We start from the raw sequence: 26,729 nt of genomic DNA, 5'->3' as shown, positions 1-26,729 counted from the left end.
TCCCGTGAGCGACGCCCCACCCCACGACGCACGCCTCGACGCCCCGGCGGCCACCCCCGGCGGAGCACCGGGCACCTCGCCGGGCACCTCGCCGGGCACCTCGCCAGGCACCTCGCCAGGCACCGCACCGGACGCCGCGGCGACGGACCGGCACGAGCCGCCCGACGGCGTCGTGCGCGTCCGCCTCGATCTCGCCTACCAGGGGACGGACTTCGCCGGGTGGGCCCGTCAGCCGGGGCTGCGGACGGTCCAGGGCGCGATCGAGGACGGTCTGGCGACGCTCCTGCGCGGCCCGGCGCCCCGCCTGACCGTCGCGGGGCGCACCGACGCGGGGGTGCACGCGCGGGGTCAGGTCGCGCACGTCGAGCTCACGCGGGACCAGTGGGACGCGCTGCCCGGGCGCTCCGACCGCACGCCCGGCGACGCGCTCGTCGCGCGGCTCGGCGGCGTGCTCCCGGGGGACGTCGTCGTGCACCGTGCGGCGCCGGCCCCGGTCGGGTTCGACGCCCGCTTCTCGGCCCTGCACCGCGCGTACACCTACCGGGTCGCGGACGACCCGGCGCAGCGCGACCCGCTGCGGCGCGCGTGGGTCCTGTGGAACCGGCGCCCGCTCGACGTCGCCGCGATGGACGCGGCCGCGCGGCCGCTCCTCGGGGTGCGCGACTTCGCGGCGTTCTGCAAGCCGCGACCCGGGGCGACGACGATCCGGGAGCTCCAGCACCTGTCGTGGTCACGGCCGGTCGACGGGCCCGACGCGGGCCTCGTCGTCGCGCACGTCCGCGCGGACGCGTTCTGCCACAACATGGTCCGCGCGCTCGTCGGCGCGTCGCTCGCGGTGGGGGAGGGGCGACGCGACGTCGCCTGGCCCGCGGAGCTCCTCGCGAGCCGACGCCGCGACGCGGGGGCCGGCGTCGTCCCCGCCCACGGGCTCGTGCTCGAGGAGGTCACGTACCCGCCCGACGACGAGCTGGCCGCCCGCGCCGACCGCGTCCGCGCCGTCCGGAACGAGGAGGACGTCTGGGACGAGGGCCCGTCCCGCGACCCGGTCTGACCGCCACGGGGCTACGCGGTCACGGCTCCTCGACGACGTGCACCGCGGCCTCCTCGGCGCCCGCGGCACCCCCGGAGATGCCCTCGTCGTCGGCGTAGGTGTCGTTCTGGCGCCCGTCGAGCGCGTCGGGGTCCGCGACGAGGCGGCCCGACCGGGTGTCGTCGGGGCGCTCGAGCGGGTCGCGGTCCCAGTCCTCGGGCTCCTCCTCGGCGAGGCGCTGGTCGAGGGTCTCGCCGTGCACCTCCTCCCACGGCGTCTCGCCGTGGTGGTTCTTGCGCGGGCGGTCGGGCGGGGAGTAGCCCTCGTCGAGCACGTCGTCCACGCCACGGTCGAGCAGCGTGTCCTCGGCCTGGAGCTGGTCGTTGTCGCCCTCGGCGCCGGTCTCCGGGTCCGGGCTGGTGCCGGTGGTGTCTTCGCTCATGCGTCCACAGTGGCACCTCGCGCGGTCCGACGCAGCATCTGCGCCCGGACCTGCACCGACGTGCTGCGGGCGATACCGTGGCACGGGTCGCGCGCGTCGTGGCCTCCCCGAACGACCCCGAGAACCGAGGACCACCATGGCCGGCATCGACGACATCCTGTCCACCATCCCGCTCGACCAGCTCGCCGGTCGGCTCGGCGTCGACGAGGCGACGGCGCAGCAGGCCGTGGGCGCGGCGCTCCCCGCCCTGCTGGGCGGGCTCCGGGCGAACGCGCAGGACCCCGCCGGCGCGGCGTCGCTCGGCCAGGCGCTCACGCAGCACGACCCGTCGCTCGTCGAGGGCGGCGTGGACCTCGACGACGTGGACACGGCCGACGGCGAGAAGATCGTCCGCCACGTCTTCGGGTCGAACGAGGAGGCCGTCGTCGCGCAGCTCGCCGACTCGACGGGCACGCAGCAGGGGCTGCTGTCGAAGGTCCTGCCCGCGCTCGCGCCGATCGCGCTGGCGTTCCTCGCGAAGCAGCTCGGCGGCAAGGACTCCGGCGCGACGTCCGCCCCGACGGCGCAGGAGGGCGCGGGCGGCGGTCTGGGCGACCTGCTCGGCGGTCTGCTGGGCGGCGGCTCCGGCGGGTCCGGGGGCGGCCTCGGCGACCTCCTGGGCGGTCTGGGCGGGCTCCTCGGGGGCGGCCGGCGCTGAGCCCGGCGGCATCCGCGGTCGTCCGGCCCGGGGCGCGGCGGCGCGGGCGCGGCCGGGGAGCGTGGAATCCACGTGACCCGGCAGGCCCGGCCGGGAGACCATGGGCCGGTGGGACACCTCGACCTCAGCGACGTCACGTATCACCTGCCCGACGGGCGCACGCTCCTCGACGGCGTGAGCCTGCGCGTCGCGGACGGCGCGCGGGTCGCCCTCGTGGGGCCGAACGGCGTCGGCAAGTCGACGCTGCTGCGCATCGTCACGGGTGACGTCGCGCCGCACGGCGGGGCGGTCGTGCGCAGCGGCGGCCTCGGCGTGATGCGGCAGGACGTGGGGCGCATCGACGACGACCGCACGGTCCGCGACCTGCTCGTCGAGCTCGCACCGGCCGCGGTCAAGGAGGCGGCGCTCGAGCTCGCCGCGGCGGAGCACGGCATCATGACCGTCGACGACGAGCCCGCCCAGCTCCGGTACGCGCAGGCCCTCGTCGACTGGGCCGACGTCGGGGGCTACGACGCCGAGGCGGCGTGGGACGAGGTCACCGACGAGGTCCTGTCCGTCCCGTTCGAGAAGGCGCAGTGGCGCGACGTGCGCACGCTGTCCGGGGGCGAGCAGAAGCGCCTCGCGCTCACGGCGCTGCTGCGCGGCCCGGAGGAGGTCCTGCTGCTCGACGAGCCGGACAACCACCTCGACGTCCCGACCAAGCGGTGGCTCGAGGAGCGGCTCGTCGCGTCGCCCAAGACGGTCCTCTACGTCTCGCACGACCGCGAGCTGCTGTCCCGCACGGCGACGCAGGTCGCGACCCTCGAGCCGACGCCGGGCGGCGGGACGATCTGGGTGCACGGCGGCGGGTTCGCGACCTACGCGCAGGCGCGCGCCGACCGGCGCGAGCGCCTGGCGGAGCTCGCGCGGCGGTGGGACGAGGAGCACGCCAAGCTGCGCGAGCTCGTGCAGACGCTCAAGACCAAGGCCGCCTACAACGACGGGCTCGCGAGCCGGTACCAGGCGGCGAAGACGCGCCTGCGCAAGTTCGAGGAGGCGGGCCCCCCGGAGGTGCTCGCGCGCGAGCAGCGCGTCACCGTGCGGCTCGCGGGCGGGCGCACGGCGAAGCGTGCCGTGACGTGCCACGCGCTCGAGCTCACGGGGCTCATGCGGCCGTTCGACCTCGATGTGTTCTTCGGGGAGCGCGTCGCGGTGCTGGGCTCGAACGGGTCGGGCAAGTCGCACTTCCTGCGGCTCCTCGCCGCCGGCGGGACCGACCCCGAGCCCGGGGTGGTCCCCGACCCCGCGACGTCCGACGGCGTCCGGCCCGACCCCGTGGCCCACACGGGTCGCGCGGTGCTCGGCTCGCGCGTGCGGCCCGGCTGGTTCGCGCAGAACCACGACCACCCCGAGCTGCGCGGGCGCACGCTCCTCGAGATCCTGCACCGGGGCGACGGTCACCGCGCCGGGATGGGCCGCGAGGGCGCGAGCCGCGCGCTCGACCGCTACGAGCTGGTCGGCCAGGCGGAGCAGCGCTTCGAGACCCTGTCCGGGGGGCAGCAGGCGCGGTTCCAGATCCTCCTGCTCGAGCTCGACGGCGCGACGCTCCTGCTCCTCGACGAGCCGACCGACAACCTCGACCTGCACTCGGCGGAGGCGCTCGAGGCCGGCCTCGCGGCCTTCCAGGGCACCGTGCTCGCGGTGACGCACGACCGCTGGTTCGCGCGCGGGTTCGACCGCTTCCTCGTGTTCCGCGGGGACGGGGAGGTCGTCGAGGCGCCGGAGCCTGTCTGGGACGTCGAGCGCGTGCAGCGGGCGCGGTAGCCGCGTGCGGGGGGCGGCGTCCGCCTCCCTATCCTGGTGGGCATGGCCGTCCACAAGATCGTGCTCTTCTACGCCTTCACGCCGCTGGCCGACCCCCGCGCGGTGCAGCTCTGGCAGCGGGCGCTGGGGGAGCGCTGGAACCTCACGGGACGCGTGATCGTCGCCGAGCACGGGATCAACGCGACGCTGGGCGGGACGGTCGAGGACCTCAAGCAGTACCTGAAGTCGACCCGCCAGTACCCCGGCTTCGCGGACGTCGACGTCAAGTGGTCCGACGGCACGGGCCGGGACTTCCCGCGCCTGTCCGTGAAGGTGCGTCCCGAGCTCGTGGCGTTCGGCGTCCCCGACGAGATCGTGGTCGACGAGCGCGGCGTCGTGGGGGGCGGGGCCCGGCTGAGCCCGCAGGCCCTGCACGACCTCGTGGCCGAGCGGGGCGACGACGTCGTGATGTTCGACGGCCGGAACGCGTTCGAGGCGGAGATCGGGCGGTTCCGTGGGGCGGTCGTGCCGGACGTCGCCACGACGCGCGACTTTGTCGCCGAGATCGACTCGGGCCGCTACGACGACCTCAAGCAGCGGCCGGTCGTCACGTACTGCACCGGGGGCGTGCGGTGCGAGGTGCTCTCCGCGCTCCTGACCGCCCGCGGCTTCGAGGAGGTGTACCAGCTCGACGGCGGCGTCGTGCGGTACGGCGAGGCGTACGGCGCCCAGGGGCTGTGGGAGGGCTCGCTGTACGTGTTCGACGAGCGCATGCACGTCGAGCTCGGCCCGGGGTCGACCCCGCTGGGCGCGTGCACGGGGTGCGGCGCGGCGACGGCGAAGTACGAGAACTGCGCCGACGCGAGCTGCCGGACGCTGCGCCTGTACTGCCCGGACTGCGTGCACGTGGCCCGCTCGACCCGCTGCGCGACGTGCGTGGCGGAGCGCCCGGCATCCAGCCCCGAGTCCCGTCCGGCCGCTTTGACCGGCGGCCTGCCCCGCGGGTAGTCTGGTGAGTCGTTGTGCTCATCTCACGACACCCGTGTCGCTAGCGCGCCCACTCGCTGCCGGCCAAGGAGCGGGTGTCGACCGAGCCCGCCGCGCAACGACCTGCCCTCTCGGTCGCACGCTTCAGCGGCCGAAGAAGACATTCTGAGACAGAAACGAAGGCTACGACCGTGCGTACGTACACCCCGAAGCCCGGCGACGTCCAGCGCGACTGGTACGTCATCGACGCGACCGACGTCGTCCTGGGCCGCCTGGCCACCCACGTGGCCACCCTGCTGCGCGGCAAGCACAAGCCGACCTTCGCTCCGCACGTCGACGGCGGTGACTTCGTCATCGTCATCAACGCCGGCAAGGTCGCCCTGAGCGGCAACAAGCGCGAGCAGAAGATGGCCTACAACCACTCCGGCTACCCGGGTGGTCTGCGTGCCGTCGCCTATGGCGACCTGCTCGACAAGCACCCCGAGCGTGCGGTGGAGAAGGCCGTGCGCGGCATGCTCCCCAAGACCACCCTCGGTCGCGCCCAGTTCGGCAAGCTCAAGGTCTACGCGGGTGCCGAGCACCCGCACGCCGCGCAGCAGCCGAAGCCGTTCGAGATCACCCAGGTCGCGCAGTAATCGCCGCCCAGGCGTAGCGCACAGAGAGACGCGAGGACACCACCCGTGGCCGAGACCACCGTCGACACCGACACCCTGGGCGACGAGACGCCCAGCACCTACACCTCTGAGTCCGCCGCCCCCACGGGCCGCGGCCAGAGCATCACCGCCCCCGGCCAGGCCCTGGGCCGCCGCAAGGAGGCCGTGGCGCGCGTGCGCCTCGTCCCCGGCACCGGGCAGTGGAAGATCAACGGGCGCACGCTCGAGGACTACTTCCCGAACAAGGTTCACCAGCAGCTCGTGAACTCCCCGCTGAAGCTGGTCGACGTCGAGGGTCGCTTCGACGTCGTCGCCCGCATCAGCGGCGGCGGCACCTCCGGCCAGGCCGGTGCGCTGCGCCTCGGCATCGCGCGTGCGCTCAACGCGATCGACGCCGAGCACAACCGCCCCGCGCTGAAGAAGGCCGGCTTCCTCACTCGCGACGCCCGCGTCGTCGAGCGCAAGAAGGCCGGTCTCAAGAAGGCCCGTAAGGCACCGCAGTACTCCAAGCGCTGATCCGCGCTGTGCGCTCGTCGGCCCCGGTGGACCTCGTCCACCGGGGCCGACGTCGTTTGTGAGGGACGGTGACCAAGCCCGCCGAGCGCGGGGCAGGGCAGGCGGTCGTACGGTCGACGTACGGCCGGTCGAGGAAGGACTTTCCATGGGACGGCTTTTCGGCACCGACGGGGTGCGCGGGCTGGCGAACGGCAACGTGACGGGCGAGCTCGCCCTCGACCTCGGCGTCGCCGCGGCGCGCGTGCTCGGCAGCGGGCAGGAGGAGGGCCACCGGCCGCGCGCGGTCGTGGGGCGCGACACGCGGGTCTCCGGCGAGTTCCTGGGCGCGGCGCTCATCGCGGGGCTGGCGAGCGCGGGCGTCGACGTGAAGGACGTGGGCGTGCTGCCGACGCCGGCCGTCGCGTACCTGACGAGCACCATGGACGTCGACTTCGGCGTCGTGATCTCGGCCTCCCACAACCCGATGCAGGACAACGGGATCAAGTTCCTCGCGCGCGGCGGCGTCAAGCTCGACGACGCGGTCGAGGACCGGATCGAGAGCCTGCTCGGGCAGGAGTGGCAGCGCCCGACGCACGGCGCGGTCGGCCGGATCTCCCCGGACTCGGGGCGCGCCGGCGGCGCGTACGTCGAGCACCTCATGGCGAGCATCGGGGCGGACGAGGACCACAAGCCGCTCGCGGGCCTGCGCATCGCGGTCGACTGCGCGAACGGCGCGGCGAGCGACGTCGGCCCCGCGGCGTTGCGCGCGGCGGGCGCCGACGTCGTGGTCATCAACGCGAGCCCGGACGGCCGCAACATCAACGCCGCGTGCGGCTCGAACCACCCGGAGCAGCTCCAGGCCGTCGTCGTGGCGTCCGAGGCGGACTTCGGCGTCGCGTTCGACGGCGACGCGGACCGCTGCATCGCCGTCGACCACGGGGGCACCGTCGTCGACGGCGACCAGATCATGGGCGTGCTCGCGCTCGCGCTCAAGGACGAGGGCGCGCTCCCGCACGACACGCTCGTCGTGACGGTGATGAGCAACCTGGGCCTCCTGCTCGCGATGCGCGACGCGGGGATCACCACGGTCCAGACCGCGGTCGGCGACCGGTACGTCCTCGAGGAGATGCGGGCGCACGGGTACGGCCTCGGGGGCGAGCAGTCGGGCCACATCGTGCTGTCGCGCTACGCCACCACGGGCGACGGCGTGCTCACGGCCCTGCAGCTCGCCGCGCGCGTGCGGGCCACGGGGCAGAAGCTCGCCGACCTGGCGAGCGTCGTGCAGCGCCTCCCGCAGACCCTCCTCAACGTCCCCGGCGTGGACAAGGCGCGGGCGTCGAGCGACGAGGAGCTCCAGGCCGCCGTCGCGGACGCGGAGCGGACCCTCGGCGAGACCGGCCGCGTGCTGCTGCGTCCGTCGGGCACCGAGCCGCTCGTGCGCGTCATGGTCGAGGCGGCGACGCAGCAGCAGGCCGACGCGGTCGCCGCGCGGCTCGGAGGCGTCGTGCGGGACCGGCTCGCGCTGTGAGCGCCACGGGACGGACGACGGGCGTGCGGCAGGGGGTCGACGAGGCGCTGCGCGAGCACGTGGTCGCGCTCCTCGACGCGTACGACGACGGCGTGCTGCCGATCGTCCAGGCGGGCCAGCCCGTGCTGCGCACGCCGGCCGTGCCGTACGCCGGGCAGCTCGGCGACGTGCTGCCGCGGTTCCTCGACGCGATGCGCGCGACGATGCACGCGGCGCCCGGGGTGGGGCTCGCGGCGCCGCAGGTCGGGATCGGCCTCGCGATCGCCGTCGTGGAGGACCCCGGCACCCCCGACGCGGATGACGAGCGTGAGCGTCCCCCGCTCGCCTTCCGGGTGCTGGTCAACCCGCGGTACGAGGCAGTCGGCGACGAGACGAGGACGTTCTTCGAGGGCTGCCTCTCGGTGCACGGCTGGCAGGCCGAGCGCACGCGCGCCCGCTCGGTGCGCCTCACCGGGCAGGACGAGGCGGGCGAGCCGTTCGACGACGTCCTCACCGGGTGGGCGGCACGGATCGTCCAGCACGAGACCGACCACCTGCGCGGCGAGCTCTACGTCGACGCCGCGGACCTGCGCACCCTGGCGTCCACGCTCGCGGTCGCGCGGCTCCCGGGCAGCCCGGGCTGAGGCGGGGCCCGGACCACCGTCCGCGGTTCGATGCGGGCGGGTCGGCGCGCGAGACTACCGGGGTGGACCCGCTCGCCCGACTCCTCGCCGCTCCGCCCGACCTGCCGGTGGGCCGACACCTGAGCGAGGTGGTCGCCGCGGTGCACGCCGCGGGTGCCGTCGTCGTGCAGGCGCCTCCCGGCACGGGCAAGACGACCCTCGTGCCGCCGGCCCTGGCCGTCGCCCTGGAGGACGCCCCCGGCGGCCGCGTCGTCGTGACGCAGCCCCGGCGGCTCGCGGCCCGGGCGGCGGCGCGGCGGCTCGCGACCCTGCTCGGCGAGGAGCTCGGTGGCACCGTGGGCTACACCGTGCGGGGCGAGTCGCGGACGTCGCGACGCACCCGGGTCGAGGTCGTCACCACGGGCACGCTCGTCCGCCGGCTCCAGCGCGACCCGGAGCTGCCGGGCGTGGCGGGGGTCGTGCTCGACGAGGTGCACGAGCGGCACCTGGACGACGACCTCGCGCTCGCCCTGCTGGCGGACGTGCGCGAGAACCTGCGCGACGACCTCGCGCTCGTCGCGATGTCCGCGACCGTCGAGGCCGGGCGGACGGCAGAGGCGCTCGGCGGGGGAGCGCGACCCGTCCCCGTGGTGCAGGTCCAGGGCGGCCTCCACCCCGTCGACGTCGTCTGGTGCCCCGCGCGCGGTCCGCGCACCGACGCCCGCGGCACGTCGCCCGCGCTGCTCGACCACGTGGTCGCCACCACGCACCGCGCGCTGCGCGAGCGCACGGGCGACGTGCTCGTGTTCGTCCCCGGCGCGCGCGAGGTGGACACCGTGTCGGGAGCCCTGGCGCGCGGGCTGCCGGACGTCGACGTGCGTCCGCTGCACGGCCGCCTGCCCGCGCGCGAGCAGGACCGGGCGCTCGAGCCCGGGCCGCGGCGCCGGGTCGTGGTCTCGACGGCGGTCGCCGAGTCGTCGCTCACGGTCCCGGGCGTCCGGGTCGTCGTGGACGCCGGGCTCGCGCGCGAGCCCCGGACGGACGTCCGCCGGGGGCTGCCCGGCCTCGTGACGGTCGCGGTCAGCCGGGCGGGTGCCGAGCAGCGCGCGGGACGGGCCGGGCGCGAGGGTCCGGGAGCGGTGTACCGCTGCTGGTCGGAGGGCGACCACGCGCGCCTCGCGCGGCACCCGGAGCCGGAGATCCGCACGGCGGACCTCACCGGGTTCGCGCTCGAGCTCGCGTGCTGGGGCAGCCCCGACGGTGCAGGGCTCGCGCTGCTGGACCCGCCGCCCCCAGCCGCCTGGGCCGCCGCGCGCGACGTGCTGCACGGCCTGGGTGCCGTCGGGCCGGACGGGGTGACGCCGCTCGGACGCCGCATCGCCGCCGTCCCCGCGGACCCGCGCCGCGCCCGGGCGCTGCTCGACGCCGCCCCCGAGGTGGGGGCGGAGCTCGCCGCGGAGGTCGTGGCGCTGCTCTCCGAGGACGTGCGCGTGCCCGGGGCCGACCTCCCGGCGGCGCTGCGCGCGCTGCGCCGCGGAGGTCCGGGCACCGGAGCCTGGGCCGCGCAGCGCGACCGGCTCGCGCGGGTCGCGCGCGCCGCCGCGACCGAGGACGGCTCGCCCCGGGGAGCGGGTCCGGCCGCACGGCGCGGGCGGACCGACGACGCCGACGTCGGGCACGTCGTCGCGCTCGCCCACCCGGACCGGCTCGCCCGCCTGCGACCCGGCGGCGAGACCTACCTCCTGGTGTCCGGGGCGGGCGCGCGCCTGCCCGCGGGCTCGCCGCTGCAGGGTGTGCCGTGGCTCGCGGTCGCCGACGTGGAGCGCGCGCCGGGCCGGGCGGACGCCGTCGTGCGGTCCGCCGCGCCCGTCGACGAGGCGACGGCGCGGGCGGCGGCGGCGCCCGCGCTGCGGACGACCGGCGTCGCCGAATGGGCGGGCGGGCGCGTACGCGCCGCCCGGGTCACCTCGCTCGGCGCGATCGAGCTCGCGCGCGAGCCGTGGCGGGACCCGCCGGCGGACCTGCTCGCGGCGACCGTGCGCGACGGGCTGCGCCGCGACGGTCTGGACGGCCTCCCGTGGTCCGACGGCGCGCTCCGGCTCCGGGACCGTCTGCGGTTCCTGCACCGGGTCCTGGGCGACCCGTGGCCCGACGTCGGTGACGACGCGCTCCTGGACACCCTCGAAGCCTGGTTGGGTCCCGACCTTCCGGCGGTCGCCCGCGGGCGGGGCACGGGGCAGGGCGCAGACCTCGCGGGTGCGCTGCGCCGCCTCCTGCCGTGGCCGGAGGCGGCCCGCCTCGACGCGCTCGCGCCCGAGCGGCTCGAGGTCCCGAGCGGGTCGCGCGTGGCGGTGGGCTACGGCCAGGACCAGCCCGTGCTCGCGGTCCGGCTGCAGGAGACGTTCGGCTGGGCGAGCACGCCGCGCGTCGCGGACGGGCGCGTGCCCGTCCTGCTGCACCTGCTGTCCCCGGCGGGTCGTCCGGCCGCGGTCACGGCGGACCTGGCCTCGTTCTGGGTGCAGGGCTACCCGCAGGTGCGCGCCGAGCTGCGGGGCCGCTACCCCAAGCACGCGTGGCCGGAGGACCCGGGGTCCGCCCGGCCGCTGCGGGGCACGCCGCGCCCGCGTCGACGCGACGCCTGACCAGGTGGAGGGCCCTGGTCCTCACGACGTACGCTCTCGCCGCGGGAAGTCGTTCGTCGGGATGACGACGCCGCGCGCCGCGGGGCGGAAGACTCGTCACCGGGCGCGGCGCTGCCGGGCGGGAATCCTCAGGGGCGAACCGGGGGTTTCCCTGATGGTCGACGTCGTCGCGCTCCGTAGGCTTGTCGTGGCGCAGGACGCCCGACCTGCCGCCGCCGCCCGCCTGGCCTCCCCGCCAGCCGACGAACGAGGACGCCGTTGCCCGACGCCGTGTCGACCTTCCTGGAGAATCTGGAGACCTGGATTCTCGCCCTCGCGGCGTCCGCGTGGATCTATCCCGCGCTGTTCGGCTTCGCGACGATCGACGGGTTCTTCCCGCCCATCCCGAGCGAGTCCGTCGTCATCACCCTCGCCGTGTCCGCGCACGCGACCGGCGAGCCGAACCTGCTCCTCGTGCTCCTGGTCGCCGCGGCCGGCGCGTGGACGGGCGACCAGATCGCGTTCTCGATCGGCCGCGCCATCGGCACCGACCGCGTCCGGTTCCTGCGCTCGCCCCGGGGCCGCAAGGCCGTGGCCTGGGCGGAGCGGGCCCTCGCGCACCGTGGGGCGTCGTTCATCCTCGCCGCGCGCTACATCCCCGTCGGCCGCGTCGCGGTGAACATGACGGCCGGCGCCGTGGGCTACCCGCGCCGCCGCTTCATGGCGTTCTCCGGGATCGCGGCCGTCACCTGGGCGGTGTACTCGGTCCTCATCGGGCTCGTCGCGGCGCAGTGGCTGGGCCACGAGCCGCTGCTCGCGATGGTCGTGGGCGTCGTCCTGGGGATCGCGACGGGCTTCGTCATCGACCGCGTGCTCATGATGCGCGCGCGCCACAAGGGCGAGCTGCCGCAGACCGAGAGCACGACGTCCCCGGAGCAGGAGACCGCGGACGAGCCGAGCACCCCGGAGAACCGGCCCGACGCGGCACCGCGCGCCTCCTGAGGACGCGGGGCGCAGGGCTCCTCCCGCCCCGACGCGTCAGAGCTTGCGCAGCCGGACCCGCTGGACCGAGTGGTCGGAGCCCTTGGTGAGCACGAGCGTCGCGCGGCCGCGCGTCGGCAGGATGTTCTGCTCGAGGTTCGGGGCGTTGATCGCGTCCCAGATGGACTTCGCCTTCTCGACCGCCTGCTCGTCCGTGAGGTCGGCGTAGCGGCGGAAGTACGACTCGGGCCGGGCGAAGGCGGTGCGACGCAGGGCGAGGAACCGGTCCACGTACCACTGCCGGATGTTGCGCGTGCGCGCGTCGACGTAGATCGAGAAGTCGAAGAAGTCCGAGACCGCGACCGTGGACTCGTCGTGCGCGCTCGGCCGGGCCGGCTGGAGCACGTTCAGCCCCTCGACGACCAGCACGTCGGGCTTGCGCACGACCGCCTCCGCGCCGGGGACGATGTCGTACGTGAGGTGGTCGTAGACGGGCGCCTTGACCTCGGCGTGGCCCGCCTTGACCTTGGACAGGAAGCGGATGAGCGCGCGCCGGTCGTACGACTCGGGGAACCCCTTGCGCTCCATGAGGCCGCGGCGGGCCAGCTCCGCGTTGGGGTACAGGAAGCCGTCGGTCGTGATCAGCTCCACGCGCGGCGTCTCGGGCCAGCGGGCCAGCATCTCGCGCAGGACGCGCGCGGTCGTGGACTTGCCCACCGCCACCGACCCGGCGACGCCGATGACGTACGGCGTGTTCCCGGTCTCCTCGCGGAGGAACGTCGACGTCGCCTCGTGCAGCCCCGACGTCGCGGTCACGTAGAGGTTGAGCAGGCGCGACAGCGGGCGGTAGACGGCGTCGACCTCCGCGAGGTCGATGGGGTCGCCGAGCCCGCGCAGCCGGGTGACGTCGTCGTCGGTGAGGGGGAGCGGCGTCGACTCCGACAGGCGGCTCCACACCGCCCGGTCGAGGTCGACGTACGGGGAGGACGACGGTGCCGCGAGGTGGGCCGGCAGGAGGTCGGACGGGTCGTCGACGGGGGAGGGCACCCGACTGATTCTGCCGGATGCGTGCGGGTGCCGGTGCACCGCCCCGCGGCCGGGGCCGTCGTGCGCCCCGGTCCGGTCACGTTCCGACCGGGTCGCTCCCCGCCCGCACCGGCCGCGCACCCCGCCGCGGGCCCGGGATCAGGGCGCGGCGTCGCGGGGTCGTGCGGGCCGCCTGCCGCGCGCGGGCTCCGGCGTCGGACCCGGCCCGGGGAGGGCGAGGTCCGGCAGCCGGGACATCAGCGAGAGCGCGTCGGCCGGGGCGTGCGCGTGGACGTCGTTGTCGAGGTAGACCTCGACGTCGTGACCGGCCTCGCACCAGGCCCGGACGCGGGCGGCCCACGCGTCCAGGACGCGCGGGCGGTAGCCGCTCGTGTACAGCGCGGTGTCGCCGTGCAGCCGCACGTACACGAGGCGGCTCGTGACCGCCTCCACGAGCGGCCAGTGGCCCGCGCCGTCCGAGATCGCGAAGGCCACCTCGTGCCGTCGGAGCACGTCGAGCGCCGCGGCGCTCGCGAACGACGCGTGCCGTGGCTCGAGCGCGTGGACCAGCGGACGGTCGGCGTCGACCTCGGTCCAGGCGGGTGCGCGCAGGCGGTCGTCGTGGTCGCCGGCGAGCCGGGCGGCCTCGGCCGTCGTCCGGGGCAGGAGGGCGAGGAACTCGTCGAGCAGCCCGGCGTCGAAGGTCGCGCGTGCCGGGAGCTGCCACAGCACGGGCCCGAGCCGGTCGCCGAGCGCGAGCACGCCGCTCGCGAAGAAGTTGGCGAGGGGCGTGCGCACGTCCCGCAGCCGCTTCATGTGGGTGACGAACCGCGGCCCCTTGACCGCGAAGGTGAACCCCTCCGGCGTCTGCTCGCGCCACGCGACGAACGACGACGGACGCTGCAGCGAGTAGAAGGACCCGTTGAGCTCGACCGCCGGGAACACGGACGCGACGTGCTCGAGCTCGCGGCGCTGGGGGAGGCCGGGCGGGTAGAACGGGCCGCGCCAGTCGGCGTAGCGCCATCCCGAGAGACCGATCCGCACGGTGGGCACGAGACCCAGCCTCGCCGGACGTCGCGCCGCACGCGCGCCGGGGCGCTTTTGGCAGCGGGCCTGACGAAAAACCGCGGGATCGTGCGCCCGCGGAGGGGTCCGCGTCCGTGGATAGACTCGATCACCATGTGCGGAATCGTGGGCTACGTAGGCCCTGGAACCATGGTCGGAGAGGCCTCGGGGCGACCCCTCGACGTCGCTCTCGAAGGACTCGGCAGGCTCGAGTACCGCGGCTACGACTCGGCCGGGGTCGCGCTCGTCGCGCCCGGGATCGACGCCGTCGCGTTCGCCAAGAAGTCGGGCAAGCTCGCGAACCTCGTCGAGGAGATCGACCTGCACCCGCTCCCGGCGGCGACCGCGTCGATCGGCCACACGCGCTGGGCGACGCACGGCGGCCCGACGGACACCAACGCCCACCCGCACCTCGCGGACGACGACCGCCTCGCGGTCATCCACAACGGGATCGTCGAGAACTTCGCCACCCTCAAGTCCGAGCTGCTCGCCGAGGGCGTGCAGTTCCGGTCCGAGACGGACACCGAGGTCGCGGCGCAGCTGCTCGCGCGCGCCTACCGCGAGACCCAGGACCTCACGCTCGCGATGGGGCAGGTGGCTCGGCGCCTCGAGGGCACGTTCACCCTCCTGGCCGTGCACGCCGACTCGCCCGACACGGTGGTGGGCGCGCGGCACGACTCCCCGCTCGTCGTCGGGATCGGCGAGGGCGAGAACTTCCTCGGCTCCGACGTCGCGGCGTTCATCTCCCACACCAAGGAGGCGCTCGAGCTCGGGCAGGACCAGATCGTCACGATCACGCCGACGTCGGTCGAGGTGACCGACTTCGACGGGAACCCGGCCGAGGCCAAGCGGTACACGGTCGACTGGGACGCGGCCGCCGCGGAGAAGGGCGGGTTCTCGTCCTTCATGGACAAGGAGATCCACGACCAGCCGCACGCCGTCGCCGACACGCTCCTCGGCCGCACGGACCCGTCGGGCAAGCTCGTGCTCGACGACCTGCGCATCGACGAGGCCGTGCTGCGCTCGGTCGACAAGATCATCGTCGTCGCGTGCGGCACGGCGGCCTACTCGGGCCACGTCGCGAAGTACGCGATCGAGCACTGGTGCCGCATCCCGGTGGAGGTCGAGCTCGCGCACGAGTTCCGCTACCGCGACCCGATCGTCGACGAGAAGACGCTCGTCGTGGCGGTGACGCAGTCCGGCGAGACGATGGACACGCTCATGGCCGTGCGCCACGCGCGCGAGCAGGGCGCCAAGGTCATCTCGATCGTCAACACGCACGGGTCGACCATCCCGCGCGAGTCCGACGCCGTGCTCTACACGCACGCCGGGCCGGAGATCGCGGTCGCCTCGACCAAGGCGTTCCTGTCGCAGATCACCGCCGCGTACCTCCTGGGCCTCTACCTCGCGCAGCTGCGCGGGAACAAGTTCCCGGACGAGATCTCGGCGATCCTCGAGGACCTGCGCGACATGCCGCGCAAGATCCAGACCGTCATCGAGCGCGGCGAGTACGTGCGCGCGACCGCGCGGTCCATGAAGGACGCGACGTCCGTCCTCTTCCTCGGTCGCCACGTCGGGTTCCCGGTCGCGCTCGAGGGCGCGCTGAAGCTCAAGGAGCTCGCGTACATCCACGCGGAGGGCTTCGCCGCGGGCGAGCTCAAGCACGGCCCGATCGCGCTCATCGACGAGGGGCAGCCGGTGTTCGTCGTCGTGCCGTCGCCGAAGGGCCGCGAGGGCCTGCACTCCAAGGTCATCTCGAACATCCAGGAGATCCGGGCGCGCGGTGCCCGCACGCTCGTCATCGCCGAGGACGGGGACGACGCCGTGCGCCCCTACGCGGACGAGATCTTCTGGGTCCCCGAGTCGCCCACGCTGCTCTCGCCGCTGCTGGCCGTCGTGCCGCTGCAGATCTTCGCGATGGCGCTCGCGACGGCCAAGGGCCTCGACGTCGACCAGCCGCGCAACCTGGCGAAGTCGGTCACGGTGGAGTAGCCCGCCCCCGCGCCGAGCAGGTGGTCCTGGTTCGTCCGGTCTCCCGGACGAGCCAGGACCACCTGCTCGTGGTGGCGGGATCGCCTGGTCGGGACCTGGGCGGGACGGCCTCCGCCGTAGGGTGGGCGCATGATCAAGGGCGTGGGGATCGACGTCGTGGATGTCGCGCGGTTCATGGAGACCCTGGAGCGCACGCCCCGGCTCCGGGAGAAGCTCTTCACGGCCGCCGAGCGCGACCTGCCGCCCGCGTCGCTCGCCGCGCGGTTCGCCGCGAAGGAGGCCATCGCCAAGGCGCTGGGCGCCCCGGCGGGCATGCGCTGGCACGACGCGACGGTGCACCGCGTCGTCGGAGGTCCGCCACAGGTCGAGATCACCGGCACGGTCGCGGCGCGCGCGGCCGCGCTCGGCATCACGTCGTGGCACCTGAGCATCTCCCACGACGCCGGCATCGCCTCGGCCATGGTCGTCGCGGAGGGCTGACCGACCGCCACGTGTTGTGGGCATGAAAAGGGCCTGGTTCTCGGCCGAGAACCAGGCCCTTTTCATGCCCACAAGGTATGGCGGTCAGGACTGGAGGGCCGGGACGACCTGGCGCTGGAAGAGCTCGAGCTGGTCGCGGTCGGTCGCGGCGAACGGGAAGTAGCCGATCGCGTAGCCGAGACCCTGGCCGCGCAGGCCTGTGAGGGTCTCGACGATCTGCTCCGGCGTGCCGACCAGGGGGCCGTTCCGCCACGACGCGACGTTGTCGTCCGCCTTCTCGGGGAAGTACCGGCGCGCGTGCTCCTCGATCCGGTCCAGCCGGTCGGCGACGTCCTGCTCGGTCTCGCCGATGACCACGTTGTAGTTGGCCGACCGGGTGATCTCGCCGAAGTCACGGCCGAGGTCGCGGCAGTGCTGCTCGAGCACCGCCGACTTGTGCGCGAACCCCTCGGGCGAGCCGTCGAAGTTGGTGTACTGAGCGTGCTGCGCGGCGATCCGCAGCGTCTTCTTCTCGCCGCCGCCCGCGATCCACAGCGGGATGCTCGGCTTCGCGCCCTCGCCGTCCACGACGACCCGCTGCAGGGGCTGCGGGTAGCAGAGCGCGCCGTCCACCTGGTAGCGCTGGCCCTCGAACGTGCCCGACGATCCCGTGCGCCACATGCTCGCCATGATCTGGACGCCCTCGTCGAGCGCGCGCAGACGCTCGCCCGCGCTCGGGAACCCGTACCCATACGCACGCCACTCGTGCTCGTACCAGCCCGCGCCGATGCCCATCTCGAGCCGCCCGCCGGAGACGTGGTCGACGGTCGCGGCGACCTTGGCCAGGTACGTCGGGTTGCGGTAGGCCATGCACGTGCACATCTGGCCGAGGCGCACGCGCTGCGACGCCGCCGCGAACGCGGCCATGAGCGTCCACGCCTCGTGCGTCGCCTCGGTGCTCGGGGTCGGCGTGGTGTGGAAGTGGTCGTAGACCCACACGCCGTCCCACGCGAACTCGCCGCCCGGCAGGGGCTCGCCCGCGGCGGCGTTGTCGGCGTAGTGCAGGAGGGAGAGCATCGTCTTCCAGTGGTCCTCGGGTGCGACGTCGACGAGGTCGTAGCGCCAGCCCTGGGGGATGAAGAGTCCGAATCGCATGGTCGTCACCCTATGCGGGTCCGTGCGGCCCGCAGCGCGCCCCCGAGCGTCGTCCCACCGCTCGGTCGCGCCGCTCCGCAGGCGCCGCCGCGCAGGCGACGAGGGCGCACGGTGGGCAGGATGAGGTCATGATCGAAGCCTGGTCCGCCGCCGCCGTGCGCGCCGCCGAGGAGCCGCTGCTCGCCGCGGGCGTCCCGCTCATGGAGCGCGCCTCCTTCGCGCTCGCGACGATCGTCGCGCGCGACCTCGCCCGACGGCGGTCGGTCGCGCTGCCCGACGGCGGCCGTCGGGACGGGCGCGTCACCGGCGCCCGGGCGGTCCTGCTCGTGGGGTCGGGCAACAACGGCGGGGACACCCTCCACGCGGGTGCGTACCTCGCGCGCCGGGGCGTCGAGGTGCTCGCGGTCCTCACCGGCGAGCACGCGCACGCGGGCGGGCTCGCGGCGCTGCGGGACGCGGGCGGGTCCGTCGAGGTGCTCGTCGGCAGCCCCGACGACCCGACGCGCGCGGACCGCCCGCACGACCACCTGGACCCGCACGTCGCCGACCGCGTCGCCGCGCAGGTCCTGCGGGCCGACGTCGTGCTGGACGGCCTCGTCGGCATCGGCGCCCGGGGACCGTTGCGCGGCGTCGCGGCGGACCTCGTGCGGCACGTCTCCGCGGTGCTCGACGGACGGGCGCCCGGCGGGGTACCCGGTGGGGTGCTCGACGGGGACGACGCGCCCGGGGCGGGTGGTGGCGCCCGCGACGGGTCGGGAGGCCGTCCCTGGGTCGTCGCGGTGGACGCGCCGAGCGGCATCGGCGTCGACGACGGGACGGTGCCGGGTCCCGTGCTGCGCGCCGACCGCACGGTGACGTTCGGCGCCGCCAAGCCGGGGCTGCTCCTGCCGCCCGCGACGCACCTCGCGGGTCACGGCGCGGTCGTCGACATCGGGCTGCGCCTGGGCACGCGGACCCCGGACGCGTCCGCTCCGGACGCCTCGCCCGCTCCGGACGGCTCGTCTGCTCGGGAGGGGGCCCACGCCCCGGACCGCGGGACCGCGACGCCGGTCGTGCGCCGGCTGGAACCGGCGGACGTCGCCGCCCTCTGGGCCGTGCCCGACGCGACCGACCACAAGTACACGCGCGGCGTCGTCGGCGTCGTCGCCGGCACGCCGACGTTCCCGGGCGCCGCGGTGCTCGTCACGAGCGCGGCCGTCCGCACCGGTCCGGGCATGGTGCGCTACCGCGGGCCCGACGACGCCACGCGCGCCGTCCTCGCGGCCCGCCCCGAGGTGGTGCCCGCCCCGGGCCGCGTCCAGTCCTGGGTGCTGGGCCCGGGCGTCCCGGCGGCCCCCGGCCCGGACGACGACCCGGTGGACGACGGCGGGCAGCACGAGCGGGTGCGGGACGCGCTCGCCGCCGCGACGAGCACCGCCGCCGCGGACGCCGACGCCGCCGACGCCGCGGGGGAGCGCGTGCCCGTGGTCGTCGACGCCGGGGCGCTGTCGCTGCTGCCCGACCGCTGCCCGCCGTCGGTCGTCCTCACCCCCCACGCGGGGGAGCTCGCGACGCTGCTGCGGTCGCGCGGTGACGACGTGACGCGCGCCGACGTCGAGGCCGAGCCGCTGCGGTGGGCACGGCGCGCGCACGCAGCCACGGGGGCGACGGTGCTGCTCAAGGGCTCGGCAACCGTCGTCGTCGGGCCGGAGGGTGCGTGGTCGCAGGCGGACGCGCCCGCGTGGCTCGCGACCGCCGGCGCAGGGGACGTCCTCGCCGGGATCCTCGGCACGGTGCTCGCGGCGCACGCCGCGCGGGTCGTCCGGGTGCCGGGGCTGGCGGCGGAGCTCGCGGCCGCGTCCGCCGTCGTGCACGGCCTCGCGGCGGAGCGCGCGAACCCGGGCGGCCCGGTCGCGGCGCTCGACGTCGCCGACGCGGTCCCCGCCGTCGTCGCGGGGCTGCTCGCCGCGCGCTGAGCGGCGCGGTGCTCGCGAGGCCTCGACCCGTCAGCGCCCCGCGGGCCCTGGGACCCGTGGGGTGCTGACAGGCCCGGGCAGGACGCGCCGGTACCGTGGAGGGCGTGGTCCCCCTCCCCGTGCGCGACGGCCTCAACCCGACGCGCCTCGTGCTGCCGCACGACGCCGAGAGCGTCGCGCGGTACACGCGCACGCTCGACTACGTGCGCCACCGGTTCCCGGACGACGCCGCACGCCTGGCCGAGAAGGTCGCGGCGGGCGAGGTCGTCGACGGGCGCGGCCGGCCGGTCGACGCGACCACGCCGTACGAGCCGCGCGGCTTCGTGTTCCTCTACCGGGACCCGCCGGTCGAGCCCGAGGTGCCGTTCGAGGTCCGGGTGCTGCACCGCGACCGGGACCTGCTGGTCGTGGACAAGCCGCACTTCCTCGCGACGATCCCGCGCGGGGCGTACGTGGCGCGGTCGGTGCTCGTGCGGCTGCGGCGCGACCTCGACCTCCCCGACCTCAGCCCCGCGCACCGGCTCGACCGCGTGACGGCGGGAGTCCTGCTGCTCACGCTGCGCCCGCAGGTGCGCGGCGCGTACCAGGAGCTCTTCGCGCGACGCGAGGTGCGCAAGACGTACGAGGCGGTCGCCCCGTGGGACCCGGCGCTGGACCTGCCCGCGACCGTGCGCAGCCGCATCGTCAAGCGCCGCGGCGTCATGCGCGCCGAGGAGGTCGCCGGCGAGCCCAACGCGGAGAGCCGCGTCGACGTGATCGAGACCGACCCGGCCCGCGGTCTCGCGCGCTACCGGCTGGAGCCGCACAGCGGCAAGACGCACCAGCTCCGGCTGCACATGGCCCGGCTCGGGGTGCCGATCGTGCACGACAACTTCTACCCCGAGCCGTACGACGTCGCGCCGGACGACTACGCGCGCCCGCTCCAGCTCGTGTCGCGCTCGCTCGCCTTCGCCGACCCGCTCACCGGGCAGCCGCGGCGCTTCGAGACCGACCGGGCGCTCGACGCCTGGTGAGAGGTCGTCACGGCCGGAGCGCGACGCCCGGCGGGGGGACGCGCAGGACGTCGGTCAGCCCGGCGGCCGCGAACGCCCGCTCGACGTCGGCGACCGACTCGCTGAAGTGCGCCCACCCCTCGGCGTGCACCGGGACGACGACGCGCGCCCGCAGGAGCCGCGCGACCTCGGCCACGCCCGCGCCGTCGAGCGTGAGCGCCGCGCCGTCGAGGATCGCGGGGACGCGCGCCGCGCCCGCGTGGACGATCGCGACGTCGACGGGCCCGACCCGGTCGGGGACCTCCGCGACGAGCCCCGGGGCGGCGTTGTCGCCGGACAGGTAGACGCGCGGGAGCCCGTCGCCGTCGAGCACGAACCCGGTGACGTCGCCGAGCACGCGCTCGGCGCCCTCCGGCCCGTGGCGCGCGGGGACGCCGGTCACGCGCAGCGCGCCGCCGTCGGGCCGGGGCAGCACGGCCGACTCCCACGGGGCGAGCCCGACGACGCCCGGGACCTCGGGCGCGAGCCGCGCGGCGCCCGCGGGGGTCGTGAGGACGTGCGGGACGTCCGGCAGGAGCGCCCGGCCGCTGAGGTCGAGGTTGTCGACGTGCTGGTCGTGGGAGACGAGCGCGACGTCGAGCGGGCCGAGCGCGTCGGGCGACGCGGCCGGGCCGTGCAGGCGCGTGCTCGTGCCGCCGCCGGGGCGCGGGTAGTCGCGGGGCGCGTCGAACCCGGGGTCGGAGACGATCGTCAGCCCGCCGAGGCGGAGCAGGAGCGCCGGCCCGCCGACGTGGAGCAGGGTGAGCCCGCCGTCGTCAGGCATCGCGCGCGCGGTCTCGTCGGGCCGGGGGACGGGGTGCGGTGCGGTGGTCATGGGTCGAGCCTCCCGTGCGGGACGTCGACCCGACAGTGGCCCGCAGGTCGATGATCGGTAGGATCAGGCCATGACCCTCCTGGCCGCCGCCGACGTCGCGGAGTCCGCCCGGGTGCCGGCCCACGAGCGCGCGCGGGAGTCCGCCCGGGTGCCGGCCCACGAGCGCGCGCGCGAGCCCGCCCGGCACCCCGAGCGCGTCGCCGTCGTGGCGTTCGACGGCATCAGCCCGTTCCACCTCGCCGTCCCGAGCCTCGTCCTGGGCTCGGACGCGCTCGCCGGGGGCGCGGGGCCCGCGTACGACGTCGTGGTCTGCGCGCCGACGCCCGGGCGGCTCGCGACGTCGGCCGGCTTCGCGCTCCACGTCGACCACGGGCTGGAGGCGATCGAGGGCGCGGCGACCGTCGTGCTGCCGAGCTGGCACCCCGACGTCGAACCGCCGCCCGCGCTCCTGGCCGCGGTGCGGGCCGCGCACGCCCGCGGCGCCCGCGTCGTCGGGCTGTGCCTGGGCGCGTTCCTCGTCGCGGCGAGCGGCGTGGCGGACGGGCGGGAGGTCGTGACGCACTGGCGCGCGGCCGAGCGGCTCGGCCGGGACCACCCCGCCGTGACGGTCCGCAGCGACGTCCTGTGGGTCGACCACGGGGACGTCGTCACGTCGGCCGGGACCGCCGCGGCGCTCGACTGCTGCCTGCACCTCGTCCGGCAGGACCACGGCGCGCGGGTCGCGGCGCACGTCGCCCGGGCGCTCGTGCTCGCGCCACACCGCACGGGCGGGCAGGCGCAGTTCGTCCCCGCGCCCGTGCCGCCGCAGGACACGGCCGACCCCGTCGAGCTCGCGATGGTCTGGGCGCGGGCGCACCTCGACGAGCCGATCTCGCTGGACGCGTGGGCGCGCGCGGCGGGGACGTCGCGGCGCACGTTCACCCGCCGGTTCGCCGCGCGCACGGGCCTCAGCCCGGTGCGGTGGCTGCTGGACCAGCGCGTCGACCGGGCGCGCGAGCTCCTCGAGACGACCGACCTCGCCGTGGACCGGGTCGCGGACGCCGCGGGCCTCGGCTCGGCGGAGTCGCTGCGCCACCACTTCCGGGCGCGGCTGGGGACCAGCCCGTCGCGGTACCGGGTCGAGTTCGGCGGCACCCCGGCGGGCCGCCCGGACGACCGCGACCCGGCGCGCCCGCTCGCCGGGCGACGACGGTGAGAGAATCGTCCACCGTGAGCGACACCCAGCGCACGACCCCGACCGGCGCACCCGCCGGTGCCCCCGCAGCACCCGCCTACCCCGCCCGCGCCGTCGTCGACCTGGCCGCGGTCCGGGACAACGTCCGCTCCCTCGCCGCGCTCGCGCCGTCGGCCCAGGTGATGGCCGTCGTGAAGGCCGACGCGTACGGGCACGGCCTCGTGGCGAGCGCGCTCGGGGCGCTCGCGGGCGGCGCGACGTGGCTCGGGACCGCGCAGCCGAGCGAGGCGCTCGCGCTGCGCGCCGCCGGGATCGGGCTGGACCGTGCGCGCGTCCTCACGTGGCTCTACCCGCCGGGAGCTCCGCTGCGCGCGCTCGTGGACGCGGACGTCGACGTGTCGCTCGCCGCGCGCTGGGCTGTCGACGAGGTCGTCGCCGCGGCGCGTGCCGCCGGCCGGACCGCGCGCGTGCACCTCGCGGTCGACACCGGCCTGGGGCGCAACGGGATCATGCCCGCCGACCTGCCCGACGTGCTCGACGCCGTCGCGCGCGCCCAGGCCGAGGGCGCGGTGCGGGTCGTCGGGCTCTGGTCGCACCTCGCGTTCGCCGACGAGCCCGGGCACCCGAGCGTCGTCGCGCAGGCCGACGTGCTCGACGAGGCGGTCCGGCTCGCGGAGCGCGCGGGCGTCGCGCCCGAGCTGCGCCACCTCGCGAACTCCGCCGCGACGCTGACCGCGCCGCGCACCCACTACGACCTCGTCCGCCCCGGCCTCGCGGTGTGGGGCATGACGCCGGTGCCGCAGCTCGGGCCGCCGTCGCGGTACGGGCTCCGACCCGCGATGACGCTCGAGGCTCGGCTCGCGACGGTCAAGCGCGTGCCGGGCGGGCACGGCGTCTCCTACTCGCACCACTACACGACCCCGCAGGACACGACGCTCGGCGTCGTCCCCCTCGGCTACGGGGACGGGATCCCGCGGCACGCCTCGGGCGGCGGTCCCGCGGGGGCGCCCGGCGGACCGGTCCTGGTCGGCGGGCGTCCCGGCGACGGCGGCCGGGTCCTGCGCGTCGCGGGCCGCGTGTGCATGGACCAGCTCGTGCTCGACCTCGGCCCGGACGCGACCGAGCGCGCGGGCGACGTCGTCACGCTGTTCGGCGCGGGCGACGGCGTCGAGCACGACGGCGTCCCCACCGCCGAGGACTGGGCGCGGGCCGCCGGGACCATCAGCTACGAGATCACGACGCGCCTCGGCGTGCGCGTGCCGCGCGAGCACGTGGGGACCCACGTGCTCGACGACGGCGCGCGGGCGCTGCTCGCGCACGAACAGCACCCCAGCACGGAAAGGACGGTCCGCGCATGAGCGACGACCCGACCCCCACGGAGCCTGCCGGGCCCCCCGCCGACGTGGCCGACGCGCACGGCGTCGTCGTCCTGCCCGACGCCGACGCCACGCGCGCGTTCGGCCGTGCCCTCGCGGGCGTGCTGCGCGCGGGCGACCTCGTGATCCTCACGGGCGACCTCGGCGCGGGGAAGACGACGCTCACGCAGGGCATCGGCGCCGGGCTCGGCGTGCGCGGGCAGGTCGCGTCGCCGACGTTCATCGTCGCGCGCGAGCACCCGTCGCTCGTGGGCGGCCCCGCGCTCGTGCACGTGGACGCGTACCGCCTCGGCTCGCTCGACGAGGTCGACGCGCTCGACCTCGACTCGAGCCTGGAGGAGTCGGTGACCGTCGTGGAGTGGGGCAGCGGGCTCGTCGAGGCGCTCGCGGGCGACCGGCTCGAGCTCGTGCTCGAGCGCCCGCGCGGCGACGCGACCGAGGTCGTGCCCGGCGGTGCGGCCGACGACGAGGACGCGCCCGAGGCGGGCGCGCGCCGGGTGACGGTGCGCGGCGTCGGCGCGCGCTGGGCGGACCTCGACGTCGCGGCGCTGACCCGCTAGCCCGCTCGCGAGGAGGACGTCGCGGTCTCGGCCGTAGGCTGGGGCCGTGGCTGTTCTCGCGCTCGACACCTCCGCCTCCGTCACCGTCGCCGTCGTCTCCGACGACGGGGCTCGTCTCGCCCGCCGCGACGCGCCCGAGCGGCGCCGGCACGCCGAGGCGCTCGCCCCGCTCGTGGAGGAGGTGCTCGCCGAGGCCGGGGTCGATCGCGGCGACCTCACGGCCGTCGCCGTCGGCACGGGCCCCGCGCCGTTCACGGGCCTGCGGGTCGGGCTCGTCACGGCCCGGACGCTGGGCTTCGCGCTCGGCGTCCCCGTGCTCGGCGTCCCGAGCCTCGACGCGATCGCCGCCCAGGCGGTGAGCGACCTCGGCCTCGAGCCCGACGACGAGCTGCTCGTCGCGACCGACGCGCGCCGCCGCGAGGTGTACTGGGCGCGCTACCGCGTCGTCGCGCACGAGGGCCCGCACGCCGTGCCGGTGCTGGAGACGGTTGCGGGGCCCGACGTCGGTCCGGCGACCGCGGTCGCCGAGCACGCCGCGGGCGCCGTCGTCGTGGGGGAGGGCGGCGAGCTCTACCCGGACGCTCTCGACGCCGCCGAGGACGCGCCGCAGGTCCCCGACGCCGCCGTCCTTGCCCGGCTCGCGATCGCGCGCCGGGCCGCGGGGACGGACCAGCCGACCGAGCCGTTGTACCTGCGCCGCCCGGACGTCCACGAGGCCGCGGCGCGCAAGCGCGTGAGCGACAGCGCGCCCGCGACGAGCCCCGCGCCGGAGGTGGCCCGATGAGCGCGCGCCGCTACGAGATCCGCCTGCGACCGCTCCGGGCGGCCGACCTGGACCGTGTCGTCGAGCTCGAGCGCGAGCTGTTCGGGCGCGGCGCCTGGACGTACGGGATGCTCGCCGACGAGCTCGCGGGCCTCGGACGCTGGTACGTCGCCGCGGAGCCCGTGCGGCTCTACGCCGCCGGCCCGCAGCCCGTGGTCGGCTACGCGGGCCTCTGGTTCGACGGCGACGTCACGCAGGTCATGACCCTCGGCGTCGACCCCGCGTTCCAGCACCAGGGCGTCGGCTCGACGCTCCTGGAGGCGCTGATCGACCGCTCGCGCGACCTGGGCGCGAGCGCGGTGCTGCTCGAGGTGCGGGTCGACAACGACCCGGCGCTCGCGCTCTACGCGAAGTACGGGTTCGAGCAGCTCGGCATCCGCAAGCGCTACTACCAGCCGGAGGACGTGGACGCCTACACGATGCGGCTCGAGCTCGGCGCGACCACGACGCCCGACGGACCGGACGCGCCGGACTACGGGACGGCGTCCGAGACGGGCGCCGTCGCGTGACCGCGTCCGCGCCGCGCGGCCCGGGCCTCGGCACGGACGACCGCGGGTCCGACGCCGCGCGCCGTGACCGTGTCCTCGTCACCGCGCCCTCCCTGGCTGCGGCGCTCGCGGGCGACCGCCCGCCCGTCGTGCTCGACGTGCGGTGGGCGCTCGGCGTCACCGACGGGCGCGAGCAGCACCGCGCGGGGCACGTCCCGGGCGCGGTCTACGTCGACCTCGAGACCGAGCTCGCCGCGCCGCCCTCGGCCGCAGCGGGCCGGCACCCGCTGCCCGACCCCGCCGACCTCCAGGCCGCGGCGCGACGCTGGGGCGTGCGCGCGGACCGACCGGTCGTCGTCTACGACGCCGTGGGCGGCACGTCCGCCGCGCGCGCCTGGTGGCTGCTGCGCTGGGCGGGGCACGACGACGTGCGGATCCTCGACGGCGGGCTCGCCGCCTGGCAGGCGGCCGGGCACGCGCTCGACGAGGGCGACGTGCGGCCCGAGGCGGGTGACGTCGCCGTCATACCGGGCGGGCTGCCCGTGCTCGACGCCGACGGCGCGGCCGACCTCGCGACGTCGGGCGTCCTGCTCGACGCGCGCGCGGGCGAGCGCTACCGCGGCGAGGTCGAGCCGGTCGACCCGCGGGCGGGCCACGTCCCGGGCGCGGTGAGCGCGCCGACGACGGGCAACCTCGCCGCGGACGGGACGTTTCTGGACGCCGCGGCGCTGCGCGCGCGGTTCGCGGGGCTGGGCGTCGTGGAGCGGGAGCCGGGCGCGGCGCGGCCCGCCGTGGGCGTGTACTGCGGGTCGGGCGTGACCGCCGCGCACGAGGTCGCCGCGCTCGCGACCCTGGGCGTCGACGCGGCCCTGTACGCGGGCTCGTGGTCGCAGTGGTCGAACGACCCCGCGCGACCCGTCGCGCCCTGACGCGAGGACCCGGACGCGCGCGAGGCGGCACCCCGTGGAGGGG

The 26,729-nt window shown here is 76.2% G+C and carries 25 protein-coding genes; 20 read left to right on the top strand and 5 right to left on the bottom strand.

The annotated features are described in order from the left end of the window. The first annotated feature begins 172 nt into the window (after nucleotides 1–172). Nucleotides 173–1,051, top strand: coding sequence for a tRNA pseudouridine(38-40) synthase TruA (truA, locus tag ACFC2L_RS00125; RefSeq protein WP_375822736.1), 879 nt, complete (start codon nucleotides 173–175; stop codon nucleotides 1,049–1,051). A gap of 19 nt (nucleotides 1,052–1,070) precedes the next feature. Here the strand turns inward: truA and ACFC2L_RS00120 are convergent, their stop codons facing one another. Then, complete coding sequence (locus tag ACFC2L_RS00120) at nucleotides 1,071–1,472, bottom strand: DUF5709 domain-containing protein (RefSeq protein ID WP_375822257.1); 402 nt, start codon at nucleotides 1,470–1,472, stop codon at nucleotides 1,071–1,073. Nucleotides 1,473–1,608: 136 nt separating this feature from the next. On the opposite strand from ACFC2L_RS00120, the gene ACFC2L_RS00115 reads away from it, so the two are divergent. The 9 genes from ACFC2L_RS00115 to ACFC2L_RS00075 all read left to right on the top strand — a co-directional run bounded on the left by ACFC2L_RS00115 (nucleotide 1,609) and on the right by ACFC2L_RS00075 (nucleotide 11,839). Next, nucleotides 1,609–2,169 carry a DUF937 domain-containing protein gene (locus ACFC2L_RS00115; protein WP_375822256.1) on the top strand — a complete coding sequence of 187 codons (561 nt, stop codon included), beginning with the start codon at nucleotides 1,609–1,611 and terminating at the stop codon, nucleotides 2,167–2,169. 108 nt (nucleotides 2,170–2,277) lie between these two features. Continuing rightward, on the top strand, nucleotides 2,278–3,972 hold the full coding sequence (locus tag ACFC2L_RS00110; RefSeq protein WP_375822255.1) for an ABC-F family ATP-binding cassette domain-containing protein: 1,695 nt from the start codon (nucleotides 2,278–2,280) through the stop codon (nucleotides 3,970–3,972). A 42-nt stretch (nucleotides 3,973–4,014) separates the two neighbouring features. Further along, on the top strand, nucleotides 4,015–4,959 hold the full coding sequence (locus ACFC2L_RS00105; protein WP_375822254.1) for a rhodanese-related sulfurtransferase: 945 nt from the start codon (nucleotides 4,015–4,017) through the stop codon (nucleotides 4,957–4,959). Between the two features lie 170 nt (nucleotides 4,960–5,129). Beyond that, the gene (gene rplM / locus ACFC2L_RS00100) at nucleotides 5,130–5,573 is read left to right on the top strand and encodes a 50S ribosomal protein L13 (RefSeq protein ID WP_021479847.1); all 444 of its coding nucleotides are present in this window, start codon (nucleotides 5,130–5,132) and stop codon (nucleotides 5,571–5,573) included. Between the two features lie 45 nt (nucleotides 5,574–5,618). Then, the gene (gene rpsI, locus ACFC2L_RS00095) at nucleotides 5,619–6,107 is read left to right on the top strand and encodes a 30S ribosomal protein S9 (RefSeq protein WP_375822253.1); all 489 of its coding nucleotides are present in this window, start codon (nucleotides 5,619–5,621) and stop codon (nucleotides 6,105–6,107) included. Between the two features lie 145 nt (nucleotides 6,108–6,252). Beyond that, nucleotides 6,253–7,614, top strand: a complete 1,362-nt coding sequence (gene glmM, locus ACFC2L_RS00090) for a phosphoglucosamine mutase (RefSeq protein WP_375822252.1) — start codon at nucleotides 6,253–6,255, stop codon at nucleotides 7,612–7,614. Next, complete coding sequence (locus tag ACFC2L_RS00085) at nucleotides 7,611–8,237, top strand: peptide deformylase (RefSeq protein WP_375822251.1); 627 nt, start codon at nucleotides 7,611–7,613, stop codon at nucleotides 8,235–8,237. Before glmM ends, ACFC2L_RS00085 begins: the two co-directional genes overlap by 4 nt. Nucleotides 8,238–8,299: 62 nt before the next feature. Beyond that, complete coding sequence (hrpB, locus tag ACFC2L_RS00080) at nucleotides 8,300–10,858, top strand: ATP-dependent helicase HrpB (protein WP_375822250.1); 2,559 nt, start codon at nucleotides 8,300–8,302, stop codon at nucleotides 10,856–10,858. A 258-nt stretch (nucleotides 10,859–11,116) separates the two neighbouring features. Continuing rightward, complete coding sequence (locus ACFC2L_RS00075) at nucleotides 11,117–11,839, top strand: DedA family protein (RefSeq protein WP_375822249.1); 723 nt, start codon at nucleotides 11,117–11,119, stop codon at nucleotides 11,837–11,839. Nucleotides 11,840–11,875: 36 nt separating this feature from the next. On the opposite strand, the gene coaA is transcribed toward ACFC2L_RS00075, so the two are convergent. Next, the gene (gene coaA, locus ACFC2L_RS00070; protein WP_375822248.1) at nucleotides 11,876–12,865 is read right to left on the bottom strand and encodes a type I pantothenate kinase; all 990 of its coding nucleotides are present in this window, start codon (nucleotides 12,863–12,865) and stop codon (nucleotides 11,876–11,878) included. Nucleotides 12,866–13,003: 138 nt separating this feature from the next. Next, a complete protein-coding gene (locus ACFC2L_RS00065; RefSeq protein ID WP_375822247.1) occupies nucleotides 13,004–13,897 on the bottom strand; it encodes a DUF72 domain-containing protein in 894 nt (297 codons plus the stop codon). A gap of 126 nt (nucleotides 13,898–14,023) precedes the next feature. Here ACFC2L_RS00065 and glmS point away from each other — a divergent pair, with 126 nt between their 5' ends. Together glmS and ACFC2L_RS00055 are read left to right on the top strand one after the other, a co-directional pair. Next, nucleotides 14,024–15,901: a glutamine--fructose-6-phosphate transaminase (isomerizing) gene (gene glmS, locus ACFC2L_RS00060; protein ID WP_375822246.1), complete on the top strand. Its 1,878-nt coding sequence runs from the start codon at nucleotides 14,024–14,026 to the stop codon at nucleotides 15,899–15,901. A 129-nt stretch (nucleotides 15,902–16,030) separates the two neighbouring features. Next, entirely contained in the window at nucleotides 16,031–16,381 is a 351-nt protein-coding gene (locus ACFC2L_RS00055; RefSeq protein ID WP_375822245.1) for a holo-ACP synthase, read from the top strand. Nucleotides 16,382–16,465: 84 nt separating this feature from the next. Here ACFC2L_RS00055 and ACFC2L_RS00050 read toward each other — a convergent pair whose 3' ends face one another. Further along, nucleotides 16,466–17,515 carry a TIGR03560 family F420-dependent LLM class oxidoreductase gene (locus tag ACFC2L_RS00050; protein WP_375822244.1) on the bottom strand — a complete coding sequence of 350 codons (1,050 nt, stop codon included), beginning with the start codon at nucleotides 17,513–17,515 and terminating at the stop codon, nucleotides 16,466–16,468. 128 nt (nucleotides 17,516–17,643) lie between these two features. Here ACFC2L_RS00050 and ACFC2L_RS00045 point away from each other — a divergent pair, with 128 nt between their 5' ends. Both ACFC2L_RS00045 and ACFC2L_RS00040 read left to right on the top strand, forming a co-directional pair. Then, nucleotides 17,644–19,470: a bifunctional ADP-dependent NAD(P)H-hydrate dehydratase/NAD(P)H-hydrate epimerase gene (locus ACFC2L_RS00045; RefSeq protein WP_375822243.1), complete on the top strand. Its 1,827-nt coding sequence runs from the start codon at nucleotides 17,644–17,646 to the stop codon at nucleotides 19,468–19,470. Between the two features lie 104 nt (nucleotides 19,471–19,574). Continuing rightward, nucleotides 19,575–20,483 carry a pseudouridine synthase gene (locus ACFC2L_RS00040; protein ID WP_375822242.1) on the top strand — a complete coding sequence of 303 codons (909 nt, stop codon included), beginning with the start codon at nucleotides 19,575–19,577 and terminating at the stop codon, nucleotides 20,481–20,483. A 7-nt stretch (nucleotides 20,484–20,490) separates the two neighbouring features. Here ACFC2L_RS00040 and ACFC2L_RS00035 read toward each other — a convergent pair whose 3' ends face one another. After that, complete coding sequence (locus ACFC2L_RS00035; RefSeq protein WP_375822241.1) at nucleotides 20,491–21,336, bottom strand: MBL fold metallo-hydrolase; 846 nt, start codon at nucleotides 21,334–21,336, stop codon at nucleotides 20,491–20,493. A 70-nt stretch (nucleotides 21,337–21,406) separates the two neighbouring features. Between ACFC2L_RS00035 and ACFC2L_RS00030 the strand changes: the two genes are divergently transcribed. The 6 genes from ACFC2L_RS00030 (at nucleotide 21,407) to ACFC2L_RS00005 (ending at nucleotide 26,686) form a co-directional block, all read left to right on the top strand. After that, on the top strand, nucleotides 21,407–22,531 hold the full coding sequence (locus ACFC2L_RS00030) for a GlxA family transcriptional regulator (RefSeq protein ID WP_375822240.1): 1,125 nt from the start codon (nucleotides 21,407–21,409) through the stop codon (nucleotides 22,529–22,531). A 14-nt stretch (nucleotides 22,532–22,545) separates the two neighbouring features. Continuing rightward, nucleotides 22,546–23,868: an alanine racemase gene (gene alr, locus ACFC2L_RS00025; protein ID WP_375822239.1), complete on the top strand. Its 1,323-nt coding sequence runs from the start codon at nucleotides 22,546–22,548 to the stop codon at nucleotides 23,866–23,868. Then, on the top strand, nucleotides 23,865–24,446 hold the full coding sequence (gene tsaE, locus ACFC2L_RS00020; RefSeq protein ID WP_375822238.1) for a tRNA (adenosine(37)-N6)-threonylcarbamoyltransferase complex ATPase subunit type 1 TsaE: 582 nt from the start codon (nucleotides 23,865–23,867) through the stop codon (nucleotides 24,444–24,446). The genes alr and tsaE overlap by 4 nt, the downstream gene beginning before the upstream one ends. A gap of 46 nt (nucleotides 24,447–24,492) precedes the next feature. Beyond that, the gene (tsaB, locus tag ACFC2L_RS00015; RefSeq protein WP_375822237.1) at nucleotides 24,493–25,230 is read left to right on the top strand and encodes a tRNA (adenosine(37)-N6)-threonylcarbamoyltransferase complex dimerization subunit type 1 TsaB; all 738 of its coding nucleotides are present in this window, start codon (nucleotides 24,493–24,495) and stop codon (nucleotides 25,228–25,230) included. Next, nucleotides 25,227–25,778 carry a ribosomal protein S18-alanine N-acetyltransferase gene (gene rimI / locus ACFC2L_RS00010; protein ID WP_375822236.1) on the top strand — a complete coding sequence of 184 codons (552 nt, stop codon included), beginning with the start codon at nucleotides 25,227–25,229 and terminating at the stop codon, nucleotides 25,776–25,778. Before tsaB ends, rimI begins: the two co-directional genes overlap by 4 nt. A 92-nt stretch (nucleotides 25,779–25,870) precedes the next feature. Continuing rightward, on the top strand, nucleotides 25,871–26,686 hold the full coding sequence (locus tag ACFC2L_RS00005; RefSeq protein WP_375822734.1) for a sulfurtransferase: 816 nt from the start codon (nucleotides 25,871–25,873) through the stop codon (nucleotides 26,684–26,686). The last annotated feature ends 43 nt before the right edge of the window (nucleotides 26,687–26,729 follow it).

The organism is Cellulosimicrobium sp. NPDC055967, assembly GCF_042269845.1.
Classification (GTDB): domain Bacteria; phylum Actinomycetota; class Actinomycetes; order Actinomycetales; family Cellulomonadaceae; genus Cellulosimicrobium.
The sequence above is the reverse complement of the archived record's forward strand: the minus strand, read 5'-3'. Positions and strand labels throughout refer to the sequence as shown.